We start from the raw sequence: 15,611 nt of genomic DNA, 5'->3' as shown, positions 1-15,611 counted from the left end.
TCCAAAGGAGTTGGAGGGCACTCAATAACCTGAAATTTCCATTTATCAATTTCGCTAAAAGCCCTTGTTTGTATAGGGTTTTCAATAAGTATCAAATTGAGTTTAAGCCAAAAAATATTTAATATTTTTTTAGTATAATTTTTAAATACAACCCGTCTATGAAGATTTAGAACCGTTGATAAAACAAAAAGCTGTTATAGTTTTTACACTACAACAGCTTTTATAATATGGTATACGCTAAATTACTTCAATAACTTTTTCAATATAAGTCCTGCTGAATATTTCGTTGCCAACTTAAAACCAGAATTAATCCAATTTATAGGTTTTAAACTTTCTTTATAGTCGTATTTCAATAATTTTAATTCTTCTAGAGCGATTTTACGTTCTAGATCTAAAATTTCTAAATCGCGTTCAATGCTTGCGCTGTCTTTATATGTTTTCATATTAATTAAAAAACTTTTCAGATAGTTTACTGATTATGAAGTTACTCATATATTTTCTTAGCATAAAAGCAAAAAGAGAAAGTAAAATGAATATACCGCCTACAATAGCAAATCCATGCGTGTAATTGCCTAAAGCTTTACCAATAAGGAGGGCTAACCCAATGGCTAGAAAAGTAAAACCTATAGCTAATAGCCCACCAATGAATATTGTTTTAAAAACAATACCAAAAGAGGTCGTTAATTGCTGAAACGCTTTTAGTTTATAATAATCGTAAGTCTTATCAATAAACTTTTCACTAACATGTTTTGCTTTTTTATTGGTGTCTGCTATAGAGTCGCTTAAACTCATACGTTAAAGTGATTTTTGTAGGTTTTTATTTTTCTCTTTTAAGTCCTTCAATTTTGCTTCTAAAGTCTTGATGATGTCATCTGCTTTATAACTTGCGTTAGACACGATAGACTCTACATGCTCTTCTAAAGTTTGTTTTTGAGTTGTAGCGGTATTAACCACTTGTTCTTTTAAATCATGAGCTGTTGCTGCTAGCCTTTCTTTAGCTAACAGTGCTTCATCGTTAATACGTTGTCTTGTATTTACACCTTTGTCTGGCGCGAATAAAATTCCTAAAGTAGCCCCAATTGCAGTTCCTGCTAGGACCCCTAAAAATGCATTTCCATTATCACTCATAATAATTGTTTTTTTAAAGGATTAATTAATTAAAATAGGATACAATATACAAAATGTTTCAATGAAATGAAAGAATTAATCCCTTAAAGTACTAAGGATAATCTTATGCTGTAATTATTTGATTTTAAGCGGGACACCGTTATTTTAATCATTAATAATCAAATTTTCTTTTAGTTATAGAATTAACGACATACTATGTCGCAATTATTAAATCTGCTTCAAACTAATTTTGTTAAAAATAAAACCAAAACCCGTGTTTAACTTATTAAGAAGCAAAAAGAAAGAATTTGGCTTTAAAGCGAATCCAAGTTTAAAGTCATTTGGAAAAGATTTAAATGAAGCACAAATCTCGGCTATGATTCATACATTTTTGTTAGTTATGATGGCTGAAGACGCTGTGCTAAATCTAAAAATGTACAACTATATTCATGAGCAATTTGAATGTCTTGGCTTCGATTTAAAACAAGACTACGTTTATAAATATGCTAAAACAGACGACAATCAGGCGTATAGCATATTAAAAAAACTAAGCATGGAACAGAAAAAATGGTATGCTATTTCCTTGCGTGCCATGCTTTTTGATATAGGTGTTAAAGCTTCTAAGAATCAAATACTTCAATTTGAGCTGATAGGGGATAAAACTTATAATCCTTATGTGAAACAAGAAATCGTGAGGTCTTTGTAGTAATCAATCTTACATAAGGCACTAATCTTCAAACAAAAAAGCATTAAAATCGCCTTCAATAAAACGCGGCGGAAAATCTAAGTTTAATTCTTCTTGTAGCACTTTGTCTTCCCAAACATTTTTAAGTCCTATTTGTAAATTTAGGTTATAATTATCATCACGTTCGGTATATCCGCATAGCAGATAATTTTTATTTTCAAGATCTCTAAAAAATCTAAAAAAGGCTGCCATCACGTAAAAAATGGTGTCATTACAATCGCCTGTAATATCGTACCTATAAAAAATTGGGCGTTCCATTTGTTTGTAGTTTACCAAATCGCCAGCTCTCAAGTTTTTATTCGTAATTTCTCTGGTTCTTAACTTTTTGTAGGCTTCCTCTTTGAGTGGTAAAACAATGCAATGTCCTGCATAATAACCTGTTTTTCCTGTAAATACAAAATTAAGTTCGGGCAACAACCTAATAGCTTCTTTAATTAATTCTTCGTTCACATAGCTATCATCATGTTTTTGAGTATCTATAAATTGATCGATGTGTTTAATGTCTAAATCAAAATCGATGGTTCTTAAGTTGTCCGATTTAAGTTCGATTTGATCTTTATACCAAGATAAATTTGGCAGTTCGTTATTTTGTTCCGAAAGGGCGTATTTCCTGGTTTTAAAACTGTAATATGTTGGAATAGGTACCGTAGCATTCAAATTATGAATGAGTTGGTAGGGCATTAATGTAGCCAAAACAATGTCTTCTTCTTTTTCCGATTTCACCAAAGTTAAATCCTTTTCCCAGCGTTGTATGGTTCGTAAATCGACCTTAATTTGGGCTGCAAATTCGGTTTGTGAAAGCGCATTGAATTCGCGATAATCACTAAAAAGTTCGCCTATGGAATAATATCTTTTCATTAAAATTAAAAATGTTCAATAAATATAACCAAATTATTCCTACGACATTTCATGTCGCAACAATAATCCTTCCTTACAAGTACATTTGTATCATTAAATGAGGCTTTAAAAAGCTTTCAAGATACCAATAGCTATGACTAAAAAGGGTAAAAGTGATAAATATAGACCAATCACTGCTTTTGAGCAGAGTGTTTTTTTATACCTACATATGCTTGCTAAAATTAATAAAAAAGATGTTTATGGTTGCGAGTCTTCTATAGCCAATTCGTTTTTAATTTCTCTGGAACGTGCCCAATATTTACTAATTCTATGGATTATAAATTTTAGAGAAGATGGCAATTATAAATTGGTTTACATACCCACAAGTCCTAAAGTTTAAGTAGGGTTTGTATTGAAAATGTACTTATAAAATACAAGTGTCGACTATTTTGATATGGTTGATTTTATAAAAAACAATAGCGATTATGCTTTTATATAAGCTTACAGAATTAGAGTCTGTTATACAAAACAGTGAGCGCCCCAATTTTGATGAATTGAATACGGCCGTAACATTAAAAAATTTATTGCTTCAAATTGATTTTAAAGCGGAACATATATCCGAATTCTCTTTTGAGAAAATGGTTAACCTTTTAAGTCATATAAAGGGCGAATCGTTGTCTACTGAAGAAGCGGGATTAATAAAAGTAATTTTGAACACCATTTAAATTTACGACACCACATGTCGCAAGATAAACAGAAAAGCGGTCGTAAATTTGTACTGTAATCAAAGCTGAAATGCTAAGATAACAAAGGTTTTTAAGTTTAAGGGATTAATTAGTTTTAAACGGAAATGGAGCAAGATTAATAGCAAGATTGAAGTTTGATTTTTAAGTGTGAGGGCAGCGTAATTTTACGTTGCCTTCTTTTTTTGGTATTAATTGGATACGGATTAGTTAAATTCTTCATCGTAAAATGTAGTAGCATCTTGAATAAGTACATTTAAGTTTTCGTTTTCTGAAGCTACACGATTAGCATTCCAATTTAAATAAGTTGTAAAGTCTTTTAATATGATATCGCGATATTTATGAATACTCGAAATATCAAAATACAATCGGCCTGTGCGTCTCACAAAAAAATCGCTTAAACGCTGTGTCATTTCGAAGTTAATGCAGTACCAAAGTTCAGCACGAATAAGTCGTTCTAAAGCATCTGTGTTTTTAAAATCTTCAGATTTACTTAAAATATCTATAGCTTGTTTTCCATAGTTACTGCATAAATACCAAGCTAAATAAGGGTCTGATATTCCCAAATCTTTCAATGTGCCTTCTAATTCATTTTCAAAATTTTCAACGGCATCAAAATTCTCAAAGGCAGGGTTAACCAACGAAATGCTTTGGGTTTGCGATGATTTTAGTCTGCTTTTTTCGCTAGAATTCATTTGGCTTATCACAGCATCTAAAGTACGTTGCGCCATTTTTCGATAACCAGTAAGTTTGCCTCCAGCAATAGAAATTAGTCCCGTTTTAGAAATGAATAATTCATCTTTTCGAGATAACTCCGAAGGATCTTTATCGTCTTGATGAATTAACGGTCGTAATCCTGCCCAGTTTGATTCTACATCATTCACTGTTACATTCACTTTCGGGAAGGTCTTATTTATCGCATTTAACAAATAATCTACATCTTTTCTAGTGGCTACAACACGGTCTTTATTCCCTAAATAAGTCGTGTCTGTTGTGCCTACGTAGGTTACGCGGCCTCTGGGAATGGCGAATATCATGCGACCGTCATCAACATCAAAATAAATAGATTGTTTTATAGGCAGTTTGTTATGCGGAAAAACAAGATGCACACCTTTGGTTAAATGCAAATGCTTATCATTTATCGAATGGTCTTTGGTGCGTAATAAATCTACCCAAGGTCCTGTAGCCGAAATGTAGTGCTTTGCTTTAATTTTGAGATGACTTTCAGAATTATAATCGTAACAATTCAGACTTTCAATTTTAGAATCTTCATCATAATTAAAGGCTTGCATTTCGCAATAATTTATAATGGTAGCGCCAAAAGATGCTGCTTTTTTTAATATCTCAATAGTTAATCGGGCATCGTCGGTGCGGTATTCTGCATACAATCCGCCACCAAGAATAACGTCTTCATTTAGTAAAGGTTCTTTATCTAATGTTTCAGCTTTACTTAGCATGATTCTGCTGTCTTCACCATGTACATCGGCTAAAAAATCGTAAACTTTCAATCCAATAGCTGTCATTATTCGTCCGTAGGTTCCCCCTTCACTTAAAGGCAAAAGCATTTTTTCGGGAATTACTAAATGAGGTGCAAGTTTATGAACAATGGCCCGTTCCGATCCGGATTCGCGAACCAAACTAATCTCAAATTGCTTTAAATACCGCAGTCCGCCATGAATTAGCTTTGTTGATTTGTTGCTAGTTCCTGAAGCAAAATCGTTTTTTTCAATAAGGCACACTTTTAAACCTCTTGAAGCCGCATCTAAAACAATTCCAGCCCCTGTAATTCCGCCACCAATTATAGCTAAATCAAAGACTTCATTTTGAAGTTTTTCAAGTTGATGCACTCTGTTTAAAACAGAAAAATCTGATTTGGTTTCGGGCATATACTTTATATTTTTTAATGCTGAAGAAATTTCAAAGTAGTTTCAATGACGGTTTTTAAATGATTTGGTAATTCTGTATTCTCCCAAGGATGAGAAGCTCCAAAAACATGATTTGCACCTTCAATGGTAATAAATTGACTATCTGGTTTCCAACTCTGTAGTTGTTGGGCTTCTTTAATTAAAACACTTGTATCTGCATCGCCATGAATAATTAAATACGGCTTGTTTAAATGTGAAATGGCACGTTTTATATCAAGTTTTTCTGCATTTTTAATGAAGTCTTCATAAAACTGATAAAAATGCGGCATTTGTTGTTTTGTGCGTCCGTTTTCAACATATTTCACGCCGTCTTTTTGCCATTGCTCCACATCTCCAGCAATAGGATATCTGTTTGAATAATTGCTCACTCCTGCTAAGCTCACCACTTTTTTAATTCGGTTGTCGGCTTCAGCAGTTATGGTTACAATTCCTCCGGCTCTGCTGTGTCCAATGAGATTGATGCTGTTTAAATCAACCTCATTTTTAAATTCGTGATATGTGCAAATCCAATTAATAATGGTTTCTAAATCATCTAGTTCTTTGCTATAGTTGTTTTGTCCGAAGGCTTTTAAATCAGGAAAATCAATGGGTTGTTCGGCTGAACCTCCATTAAAAGCAAAGTTGAATTTAATAAAAAAATATCCTGCATCTGCAAAGGCTTTAGCCATAAGATTCCAAGCACCCCAATCTTTAAAGCCTTTGTATCCATGACAAAATATAAGAATGGGTTTGGGTTGATTGTTTTCAGTATAAAAAACATCGGTTACGATTGGTTTTTTATGACTTCCAGGAACAACTATATTTTTTATAATTTTCATATCAGACTTCTTTTTCGGTAAAATCAACCTGAGGGTTACAAATTTCCAGGATGAGGTTTTTCAGTTCTATTTCGAATGCAGCAAGCGTCTCCTCTGTAATTAAAGTCATTTTTTTACCTTTTGAACTTTCTTTTTTAGCAAATTTTAAAAATCCAGAACTTAAATTTTTAAATGAAATAATGCCTGCCTCTATGGGTAATTTTAATTGATTCGATTGCTGCATCATATACGCATAAGCTAGAATTTGAAAGCTTTTGCTGAATTTTTTATAATCTGACGTAAGGTCTTCCCAATTTATAATTTCCACTTGGTTTTGATCAACTTTACCTGTTTTATAATCGATGATTCTGATAATACCGTTACACTCATCAACACGATCTACTTTACCTCTTAATTTCACCGGAAAATCCAATTCAGGTATTGTAATTTGTACATCGTTATCGGCTTCAATGGCTAAAATTTTAATAACATCACCCGCTTTTAAACTTTTAATTTCAAGGTCTAAAAAATTTAAAACGTAACGCTTAGCAATCTCAGAAATGATGAGGTTTTTACCTTTTGTTATATCACCTTCTTTATATTCTTTTTTGAAATGATACCCAACGCGTTCTTCAATTTTCGGTTTTAATGCATTAATAATTTCAACATTAATAAGATTACCAATTAATGGTTTATAAAAATCTTCAAGCGTATTATGTACTACGGTTCCTAAGGTATTTGCAGCAACAGTTTCTTCAACATCATTATGGTCTCTAATTTTTAAAATCTTTTGATAATAAAAATCAATAGGATTTCGCATGTAATTAGTTAGCGATGAAGGTGAAAACCCTTCGCTAGCCAGTTTTATAAGGGCTGTATTTAAGTCTTCTGTTTTTTTAACAACAGTTAGAGAAGGTTCGATAATGGGTACTTGTGGCGCAATAATTTGATGATTTATTTCGTGTATTTTTTCAAGTTCTAACTGTGTAATAAATCTACTTTTTTCACCACCTGTAAGTACATCAGCTTCGGTGTTATAAAGAATAAACACATTTTTGGCACGCTGTAAAAGTCTGTAAAAGTGATAAGTATAAACCGCATCTTTTTCTTTATAAGTGGGGAGTTTGTTCTCAATTTTTACATCAAAAGGAATAAAAGAATTATTGCTTTTTCCCGATGGTAAAATACCTTCATTTACCGATGAAATAATAACGGTTTCAAAATCTAAAACACGGGATTCCAACATACCCATAATTTGTAAACCTTCAAGGGGTTCTCCTTGAAAATCTAAGGATTCCGAACTTAGTAGTTCTTTATAAACACTATACAATGTTGAAACATCTTTAATGTGTTTATGGGTTGAATTTAAATTAGAAAGTTCGTTAAATAGTTCATTAAATCGGAATAAGTATTCTAACGAAAGGAGCTGCGATTCGGTGTTTTTATCTAAGCTTTCTTTAATGGCTAAAATGAGTTTAAAGCAGTTGTTTAATGCCTTTTCAATAGAAGTGTTCCAGTCTGAAAACAGGTAATCTAGAACAGCTTCAGAATGTGGAGCCATTTCTTTTAAACGTTTTACACTAAGGTAAACCAGATTGTTGCTGTCTATAGTTTCTATTAAAATATTGGCATAATCCATCTCATCTACTAAGAACAGTGGTCTTATAAATGGATGCGATATAATTTTAACAATGTCTTTAAAGTAAAATGATTTCGAATTGCTTTTATGTAGATTAAAAAGCGTGTCAAACAATGATGCTAACGGAATCGACTTTAGCGGAAATCCCATCGTAATGTTCAAGGCATTAACCGTATTAGGTATGGCATTTAAAACAGGAATTAGTAGGTTTTCATCCCCTAAAACTACAGCTGTATTTTGAAGCGCAGCATCCTTCTTCTCTAAATCTTTTAAAAGCGTACCTATATATTTTGCTTGTCCGATATTCTTTGGAACACCAAATATTGAAATCTTTTTGGGCTCGGAATAGTTGTTCGTAATCCATTCAAAGGGATTGTTTTTAAAGAAATTCCATTTGTTTTTGTGTTGCCTAGTAAACAACGCAGCATCGTGTAATTTATTTTCAATAAAAACCTTATCAATATCCCAATAGATTTTAGCTAAATTGTTTTCAAGCAATGCTTGTATTATAATTTCTTCGGCAGTATTTAAAGCATTAAAACCTAAAAATACATGTTGAGTCTTGGTGTTGTTTTTTATATAGGTGTCAATCTTCCCAGCAGCTTCTCTGTAAATTAAACCTTGATAGCCCATTTTGTTGGCTTTTAGGTGTTTGGTAAAATGGTTGTAATAGTCAAACAGCTTATGCCAAAATATTAAATAATTTTTGACGAATTCTGTTATGGGTTCCTCTAACGACCAATGTTTCAAATCTTCAATGTCTGCTAGATATCCAAATATATGTTTCTGTGGAATTAGATAACGATCAATTTCATTAAAATCTTGAAGTAGTATTTGTGCCCATTTAGAAAAGGTCTCGAAGGAATCAACTTCGCCTTCAGTGGTTATTTGCAGGTAAGAATTATAAAATTCAAAGAGTAATTCGGTATTCGAAATACTTTTAAGTTCAGATAACTCTTCAACAAATTCTTCAATACTAATAATTCTAGGAGCAAATAGGGTTTCTTCTATAACCTGTGGCAGTTGGTGTTTTAAAAAGACGCCAGCCCGTTTACTTGGCAATACAAAGGTTAATTCTGAAAAGGAAGTTTTACTTTTTTGTAAATCCTGTAATACATCAAAAATGAATGTTGTCATTTTATAAAAATAAAAAACGCTTCGGATATCCGAAGCGTTTTTCTTAATGTATTTTAAAACTTTTTAAAGCTTATAATTACTTTACTAAGTTAATTTCAACACGTCTGTTATTTGCTCTACCAGCACGAGTTTTGTTAGAATCGATTGGTTTAGACTCTCCGTATCCTTTTGCAGATAATCTAGATCCATCTATACCATTGTTTTCTAAGTATTTTTTCACAGCATGAGCTCTAGATTCTGATAATTTAAGGTTTGAAGATGCAGAACCAACGCTGTCAGTGTGACCTTCTACAGTAAATTTAGAATTTGGATACTCTTTTAAGATATCTGTAATGTTTTGTAATACTTCAGCTGAGTGAGATTTGATAGTTGATTTACCAGTATCAAATAAGATCGTTTTAGCGTAAGCATTTAATGATTTTTGTACAGCTTCAGAAAGTTCTGGACAACCGTTGTTAGCAACAGTACCAGGTTGATCTGGACATCTATCATCTTTATCTAATACACCATCACCGTCAGTATCTGGCCAAGGACATCCGCTGTTAGCTGCAGGACCTGCAACATTTGGACATTTATCATCACCATCAGCAACACCGTCACCGTCAGCATCTGGACAACCGTTTAAAGCTTTGATTCCAGCTACAGTAGGACAAGCATCATCTTTATCAGAGATACCATCACCGTCAGTATCAGGACAACCATTAAACTCAGCTAAACCAGCTTCGTTAGGACAGTCATCTTCGCTATCTTGGATACCATCACCGTCAGCATCTGGACAACCGTTGAATTCTTTTAATCCAGCTACGTGAGGACAAGCATCATCTTTATCGTAAACACCATCACCATCAGTATCAGCTCCACCAAAACGGATAGAGATACCAGCAGTGTGTTGGAAGTGAGAAGATAAGTAATCTTCGAATGCATGTTTGTAAGCTGATTGAAGCGTTAAACCAATGTTTTCGCTAAACCATACGTTAAGACCTACAGTACCATTTACAGTACCAGCACCAATTTCGTCAACCCAAGTGTAACCACCACCAAGTCCAATAAATGGATCGATAGTTGTACCATCTAAAAAGTTGTACTTAATTGTACCATCAACTCCGTAATAAGACCAATCATCAACAGACTCATCACCAAATTTGTCGATTTTGTTTAATGATCCTGCTACACCAAAAGTAATACCGTGACCTAAGTATTTAGATACAGAGATTGTTGATAAAGAAGGTAAAATGTTCCAGTGATCTGTGGCATTAAAGTATTCGTCAAAGTACTCACCTTGAGGGTAATCTTCTCCTACTGGGTAAAAGTCAACTGCGTTTACTCCAATGGTAACTTGCCATGGGTTGTTTTTGTCTTGCGCATTTACGTTGCTACAAACAAGTACAAGCAACATAGCGAACAATAATCTGCTAAGATTTTTCATATTCAAAAGTTTAATTTTTAAGTGTTAATTGTAAACAAAAGTAAGTTGTTAATTGTTATTAACAAAGATAAATATATAAAAATATTTAAGATATTACAATCTGCGTTACTACTTTGCACATTGTTAAATGCTTGTTCAGATTCAGTTTAAATAATTTTTAAGTGCTTACCAACTCTTACAAATGCGCTAATTGCCTTATCTAATTGGACTTGCGTGTGTGCTGCAGATAATTGTACTCGTATTCTTGCTTTTTCTTTTGGAACTACCGGAAAAAAGAATCCAATGACATAAATTCCCTCTTTTAAAAGTAAATTTGACATATTTTGAGCCAATTTTGCATCATATAACATAACAGGAACTATGGCAGAATCGCCATTTATGATGTCGAAACCAGCATTTATCATTCCTTTTTTGAAATAATTGGTATTCCATTCTAAGGTATCTCTTAATTCTGTGTTGTTCGCTAGCATATCAAAAACTTTAATAGAAGCTCCAACAATAGCAGGTGCGAGTGAATTAGAGAATAAATAAGGTCTTGATAATTGACGTAATAAATCGATAATTTCTTTTTTCCCAGTGGTGTAGCCACCCATAGCACCGCCCAAGGCTTTACCTAAAGTGCCTGTTATAATGTCGATACGGTTAAGCACATTTTTTTCTTCAAGCGTGCCACGACCTGTTTTTCCTATAAAACCTGCAGCGTGACATTCGTCAATCATCACTAAGGCTTCATATTTATCGGCCAAATCGCAAATTTTATCTAATGGAGCAACCAGTCCATCCATAGAAAATACGCCATCTGTTACTATTATTTTAAAACGCGCACCGTTTTCATTTGCAGCGATAAGTTGTTTTTCCAAATCGGCCATGTCATTATTATTGTACCGATATCGTGCTGCTTTACATAAACGCACACCATCTATAATAGATGCATGATTTAGAGAATCGGAAATAATAGCATCTTCAGCGCCTAATAAAGGTTCGAATACACCGCCGTTGGCATCAAATGCTGCAGCATATAATATGGTGTCTTCTGTTTGATAGAAATCAGCTATCTTTTCTTCTAATTCTTTATGAATATCTTGTGTTCCACAAATAAACCTAACCGAACTCATTCCAAACCCGTGAGTGTCCATCGTGTCTTTAGCTGCTTGAATAACTTCGGGATGTGCCGATAGTCCTAAATAATTATTAGCACAAAAGTTTAAAACAGTTTCGCCAGTATTTAATGTAATCTCGGCGCCCTGAGCAGATGTTATAATACGTTCTTCTTTATAAAGTCCGTTATTTTTAATGTCTTGAATGCGCTCTAAAAGATGATTTTTCAGTTTTCCGTACATTTTGATGAAATTTTCGTAAAATTAAACATCTTTTACCAAAATATCATCATTTATATATACAAGAATCTTCTTTTTTACGGTTAATTTCATCGTTTCTAAAACATCTTGATACAGCTGCAATTGTTGTGCATGTTTTTTGTCTTCAAGTCCTGTTTTGTAATCAATAATAAAAGTTTCGCTTCGGGGATTAATAACTACACGATCTGGTCTAAAAATTACACCTGTTTTTGTAATGATATCCCTTTCGTTATAAACCGTATTATTTGAGGTGTAAAAAGTTTCAAGTTCGGGATGCGTAACGATTTGTAAAACGGTTAATTTTAGTCTGTCGGCTTGTTCGGAATTTATGATAGCAGATTTTAAATACTCCTGGATAACTGCATCTACATCATCTTTAGTGATGATTTTCGACATAATATCATGAATAAGATTTCCTTTTTCAATGGCTTCTTGCTGATTGGTATCCCATAAAAGTCCAGATTTTGTTACTACCTTTATATTATGGTCTTCTTTTGCTGTTGAAATAAATTCCTGCTGAAACTCTGTTTCTTTTATGTTTTCTGTTTTTTCTGAAGATTTTTTCTGATTTCCAAAATAATAGCACAGTTCTGAATTATTCCACAAACCTAAATGTTGTAGATAGTTTATAAGCAAACCTGAATATCTTTTTGAATTTATTTCGCCTTTAGCCGAAATGTCTTTGGTCGAAATAACATACAATTGTTCTACAGCTCTAGTTAAAGCCACATAAAGTAAATTGATGTTATCCAATTCTTGTTCGGCTTGGTGCCTATTAAAAATGGCTAAACCTTCATCGCCATAATGCTCAAAATCTTTACTATAGTTTAACAGAGTGTGCGTAAGCCCATGATATTTTTCTTCATCTATTTTAAACCACTCTTTAGGTTCAATTTCGCGATAAATATCTAAATCGGCATAAGGAAAAATAACTACTGGAAATTCTAAGCCTTTAGATTTATGAATGGTCATAATCTGAACAGCATTTTGTCCTTTTGGCGAAATAATACTTAAATTTTCCTTTTTCTTGTCGAAATAATCTAAAAACCCCGAAATATCAGATCCCTTTTTTTGTGAAAAGTCATGAATAATATCAAGAAAAAACTGAATGTAAGCATTCGATTTATCAACCAAATTGAAGGTTCTAACTAAAGTTTCAGCTAAGTCATACAAAGGTAATTCCATTAAACTAGCGCCGGAAACATGAACATCAAAGGCTTCTAAGGCTTCAAATAAATCGGAAATAGAAAGATTGATGTGTTTTATGAAAAAATCATGTTTATCTTCAATTTGAAAATGTGCCGTTAGAAAATTTAAAACTTTAATTTTAATTTCGTCGTTTTTAGGCTGAATTAAAAGCGCTAATACATTGGTAATAAAAGTAACTTCGGGGGCATTATTAATTAATAAGGTTTCTGAAGAAATTATTGGAATATTATGCTGACTCAAATAATTGGCCACAGCAACGCCTTCTTTTTTCTTCCGAACAAGTACACATATTTCTTTAAGTTCGAAGCCGTTTTCAAGACAATTATTAATTTTTTCTAAGGTGATTTCAGGAAAAATTTCATCGCGATCATCTTCCTTTTCAATATCTAAAAATGAAAGTTCTACATAACCATCTTGGTCTTGAGTAATGTTTTGTGAAGCGTTTTGGTAAAGAATTTGATAATCGTCGTGTTTAAAAACCTGATGCGCCAAAAACTGAAATAAACCGTTGTTAAAATCAACCACCTCCTTAAAACTCCTGAAATTGGAAGGTAAATTTTCAACCTGCTTTTCAATATGAAAAGGGTTGTCCTTATTAAATAACCCTATAAATTGTTCTGCTTTTCCGCCACGCCAACGGTAAATGGCTTGTTTGGCATCGCCCACCAACATGGCGCTTCCGCCTTGAGCCGACAAAGAGTTGTCTAACAGCGGAATTAAATTTTGCCATTGCATTACCGAAGTGTCTTGAAACTCGTCGATAAAATAGTGTTTAAACTTTTCCCCAATACGTTCGTATATAAATGGTGTTGGTTGTTCTTTAATTTCGGTGCTAATAATGGCATTAAACTCAGAAATAAGCATTTTGTTTTGAGCTTCTTTCAAATCATTCAATTCCTTGTTTATCACATTTAAAACCGATAAAGGCGTGATGTTTTTATAAAATGCTTTTAAAAATTTAAGATGAAAAACCAATTGTTTGCTTTGGTTAAATGCTGAAGCGATTTGCGGTTGAATGCCTTCAATCACAGAAGCCGTTTCAGATGAAACACGTTTAGGGTAAAGTGTGCTGCTTTCTATATCCTCTTGCCACTTGGCACCATAATTTGCATCAAAATTACTTTCGGCTAATTTTTGAAAGTATTTTGGTAAATAGCCTCCTGAAAAATCTTTGAATTCTAATCCGGAGTTTTCAATTAAGGTTAATATGTTTTGAGCACAATTAACAATAGAAACTTCGGTAGATTTTAACTCTTCAATTAATTGTTTTTTTAAGATTTTAAAATCATCTAAACTTTTATCCTTTAGTTTTTCAATAAAAGGAATGTCGTTTTCATTAGTAAGCAGTTTGGCTATTTTATTAAAATCGAAGGATACATCCCAACTTTTGTCATCATCGGCTTTTTCTAAAGCAAAATCGACTAAAATTCGTGTGAGTTCGGCATCGGTTCCAGCTTTTGTAATTAAACTATCTACAGCTTCATACAAAAGACTTTCTTGATCGAGTTCGACTTCAAAATTTAAAGGCAGTTTTAAATCGTGGGCAAAAGTTCGAATTAATTTATGTGTAAATCCATCAATGGTAGAAATATCAAAAGCGGCATAATTATGAATAATATGGTTTAGTAAGGATTTAGATTTTTCATGAAGTATTTCGGGTTCTATCTGTAATTCATCACAAATCGATTGAAACATGCTGTCGTTTGCCTGTAAAACATCAGGGTTTGAAAACTTTTTTAGGGTTTCAATAATACGTTCTTTCATTTCGGCAACCGCCTTATTGGTAAAAGTAATTGCCAAAATGCGCTTAAACTGATCTCTGTAGGGTGACTGAAATAGAATTTTTAAATATTCTTTTACAAGGGTATAGGTTTTTCCGCTGCCAGCCGAAGCGTTGTATATGGTGAAAGGTAAAGTTGCTTGCATAAAAAAGAATTTGAAGACAATATAAAAACTCTCGATGGTTTGATAACAATATATTATTTTTAATTGCGCTGTTTTATGTGTAAATTTGGACAAACCAAATATTAATAATTAAAAATAAAAATTATGGCTTTCGAATTACCGGAATTAGGATATGCTTATGATGCTTTAGAACCTCATATAGATGCAAGAACCATGGAGATTCATCACTCTAAACATCACCAAGGTTATACTAATAATTTAAATGGTGCTATTGCTGGAACAGATTTAGAAGGAAAATCTATTGAAGATATCCTTGCTAACTTAGATTTAAGCAATGGTGCAGTTAGAAATAATGGTGGTGGTTTTTACAATCACTCATTATTTTGGGATGTTATTAGTCCAGAAGATAAAGGTTATTTATCAGGTGAATTAAAAGATGCTATCGAAGCAGCTTTCGGATCTAAAGAGGCGTTTATTGAAGCTTTTTCTAAAGCAGCAGCAACTCGTTTTGGATCAGGATGGGCTTGGTTATGTGTACAAAAAGGTGGTAAAGTTGAAATTTGCTCTACTGCAAATCAAGACAATCCATTAATGCCAGGAATTGGTTGTGGTGGAACTCCTATTTTAGGTCTTGATGTTTGGGAACATGCATATTACTTAAACTACCAAAACCGTCGTCCAGATTATATCAATGCATTTTTTAATGTTGTTAACTGGAATGAAGTTGAAAAACGTTACGCTGCAGCGAAGTAAGCATAACTTTTTTATAAAATTTTTTAAAAA

14 protein-coding genes are annotated in these 15,611 nt (G+C 33.0%); 4 read left to right on the top strand and 10 right to left on the bottom strand.

Annotated elements, in window-relative coordinates:
* Positions 1–242 precede the first annotated feature (242 nt).
* Genes H6X70_RS03350 through H6X70_RS03340 form a run of 3 tightly spaced genes read right to left on the bottom strand, consistent with a single transcriptional unit; the run spans position 243 to position 1,128 of the window.
* Positions 243–443, bottom strand: coding sequence for a DUF6327 family protein (locus H6X70_RS03350; RefSeq protein ID WP_194766264.1), 201 nt, complete (start codon positions 441–443; stop codon positions 243–245).
* 1 nt (position 444) lies between these two features.
* Positions 445–792: a hypothetical protein gene (locus H6X70_RS03345; RefSeq protein WP_194766263.1), complete on the bottom strand. Its 348-nt coding sequence runs from the start codon at positions 790–792 to the stop codon at positions 445–447.
* A gap of 3 nt (positions 793–795) precedes the next feature.
* A complete protein-coding gene (locus H6X70_RS03340) occupies positions 796–1,128 on the bottom strand; it encodes a YtxH domain-containing protein (RefSeq protein ID WP_194766262.1) in 333 nt (110 codons plus the stop codon).
* 253 nt (positions 1,129–1,381) lie between these two features.
* On the opposite strand from H6X70_RS03340, the gene H6X70_RS03335 reads away from it, so the two are divergent.
* Positions 1,382–1,813, top strand: coding sequence for a hypothetical protein (locus tag H6X70_RS03335; RefSeq protein WP_194766261.1), 432 nt, complete (start codon positions 1,382–1,384; stop codon positions 1,811–1,813).
* Positions 1,814–1,834: 21 nt separating this feature from the next.
* Here the strand turns inward: H6X70_RS03335 and H6X70_RS03330 are convergent, their stop codons facing one another.
* Positions 1,835–2,710, bottom strand: coding sequence for a helix-turn-helix domain-containing protein (locus tag H6X70_RS03330; protein ID WP_194766260.1), 876 nt, complete (start codon positions 2,708–2,710; stop codon positions 1,835–1,837).
* Between the two features lie 133 nt (positions 2,711–2,843).
* Here H6X70_RS03330 and H6X70_RS03325 point away from each other — a divergent pair, with 133 nt between their 5' ends.
* Together H6X70_RS03325 and H6X70_RS03320 are read left to right on the top strand one after the other, a co-directional pair.
* Entirely contained in the window at positions 2,844–3,089 is a 246-nt protein-coding gene (locus H6X70_RS03325; protein WP_194766259.1) for a hypothetical protein, read from the top strand.
* A gap of 85 nt (positions 3,090–3,174) precedes the next feature.
* The gene (locus H6X70_RS03320) at positions 3,175–3,414 is read left to right on the top strand and encodes a hypothetical protein (protein ID WP_194766258.1); all 240 of its coding nucleotides are present in this window, start codon (positions 3,175–3,177) and stop codon (positions 3,412–3,414) included.
* Between the two features lie 224 nt (positions 3,415–3,638).
* Here the strand turns inward: H6X70_RS03320 and H6X70_RS03315 are convergent, their stop codons facing one another.
* The 6 genes from H6X70_RS03315 to H6X70_RS03290 form a co-directional block, all read right to left on the bottom strand.
* Positions 3,639–5,318, bottom strand: a complete 1,680-nt coding sequence (locus H6X70_RS03315) for a glycerol-3-phosphate dehydrogenase/oxidase (RefSeq protein WP_194766257.1) — start codon at positions 5,316–5,318, stop codon at positions 3,639–3,641.
* 14 nt (positions 5,319–5,332) lie between these two features.
* Positions 5,333–6,175 (bottom strand): alpha/beta hydrolase family protein, encoded by an 843-nt coding sequence (locus H6X70_RS03310; protein ID WP_194766256.1) that lies wholly within the window; start codon positions 6,173–6,175, stop codon positions 5,333–5,335.
* 1 nt (position 6,176) lies between these two features.
* A complete protein-coding gene (locus tag H6X70_RS03305) occupies positions 6,177–8,930 on the bottom strand; it encodes a PD-(D/E)XK nuclease family protein (RefSeq protein ID WP_194766255.1) in 2,754 nt (917 codons plus the stop codon).
* 76 nt (positions 8,931–9,006) lie between these two features.
* Positions 9,007–10,356, bottom strand: coding sequence for an OmpA family protein (locus H6X70_RS03300; RefSeq protein WP_194766254.1), 1,350 nt, complete (start codon positions 10,354–10,356; stop codon positions 9,007–9,009).
* 146 nt (positions 10,357–10,502) lie between these two features.
* Positions 10,503–11,696 carry a glycine C-acetyltransferase gene (kbl, locus tag H6X70_RS03295; RefSeq protein ID WP_194766253.1) on the bottom strand — a complete coding sequence of 398 codons (1,194 nt, stop codon included), beginning with the start codon at positions 11,694–11,696 and terminating at the stop codon, positions 10,503–10,505.
* A gap of 21 nt (positions 11,697–11,717) precedes the next feature.
* Positions 11,718–14,849: a UvrD-helicase domain-containing protein gene (locus H6X70_RS03290; RefSeq protein ID WP_194766252.1), complete on the bottom strand. Its 3,132-nt coding sequence runs from the start codon at positions 14,847–14,849 to the stop codon at positions 11,718–11,720.
* Between the two features lie 123 nt (positions 14,850–14,972).
* Between H6X70_RS03290 and H6X70_RS03285 the strand changes: the two genes are divergently transcribed.
* Positions 14,973–15,581 carry a superoxide dismutase gene (locus H6X70_RS03285; protein ID WP_194766251.1) on the top strand — a complete coding sequence of 203 codons (609 nt, stop codon included), beginning with the start codon at positions 14,973–14,975 and terminating at the stop codon, positions 15,579–15,581.
* Positions 15,582–15,611 lie beyond the last annotated feature (30 nt).

It is taken from the genome of Tamlana sp. I1, assembly GCF_015355625.1.
Lineage (GTDB): Bacteria > Bacteroidota > Bacteroidia > Flavobacteriales > Flavobacteriaceae > Pseudotamlana.
The sequence above is the reverse complement of the archived record's forward strand: the minus strand, read 5'-3'. Positions and strand labels throughout refer to the sequence as shown.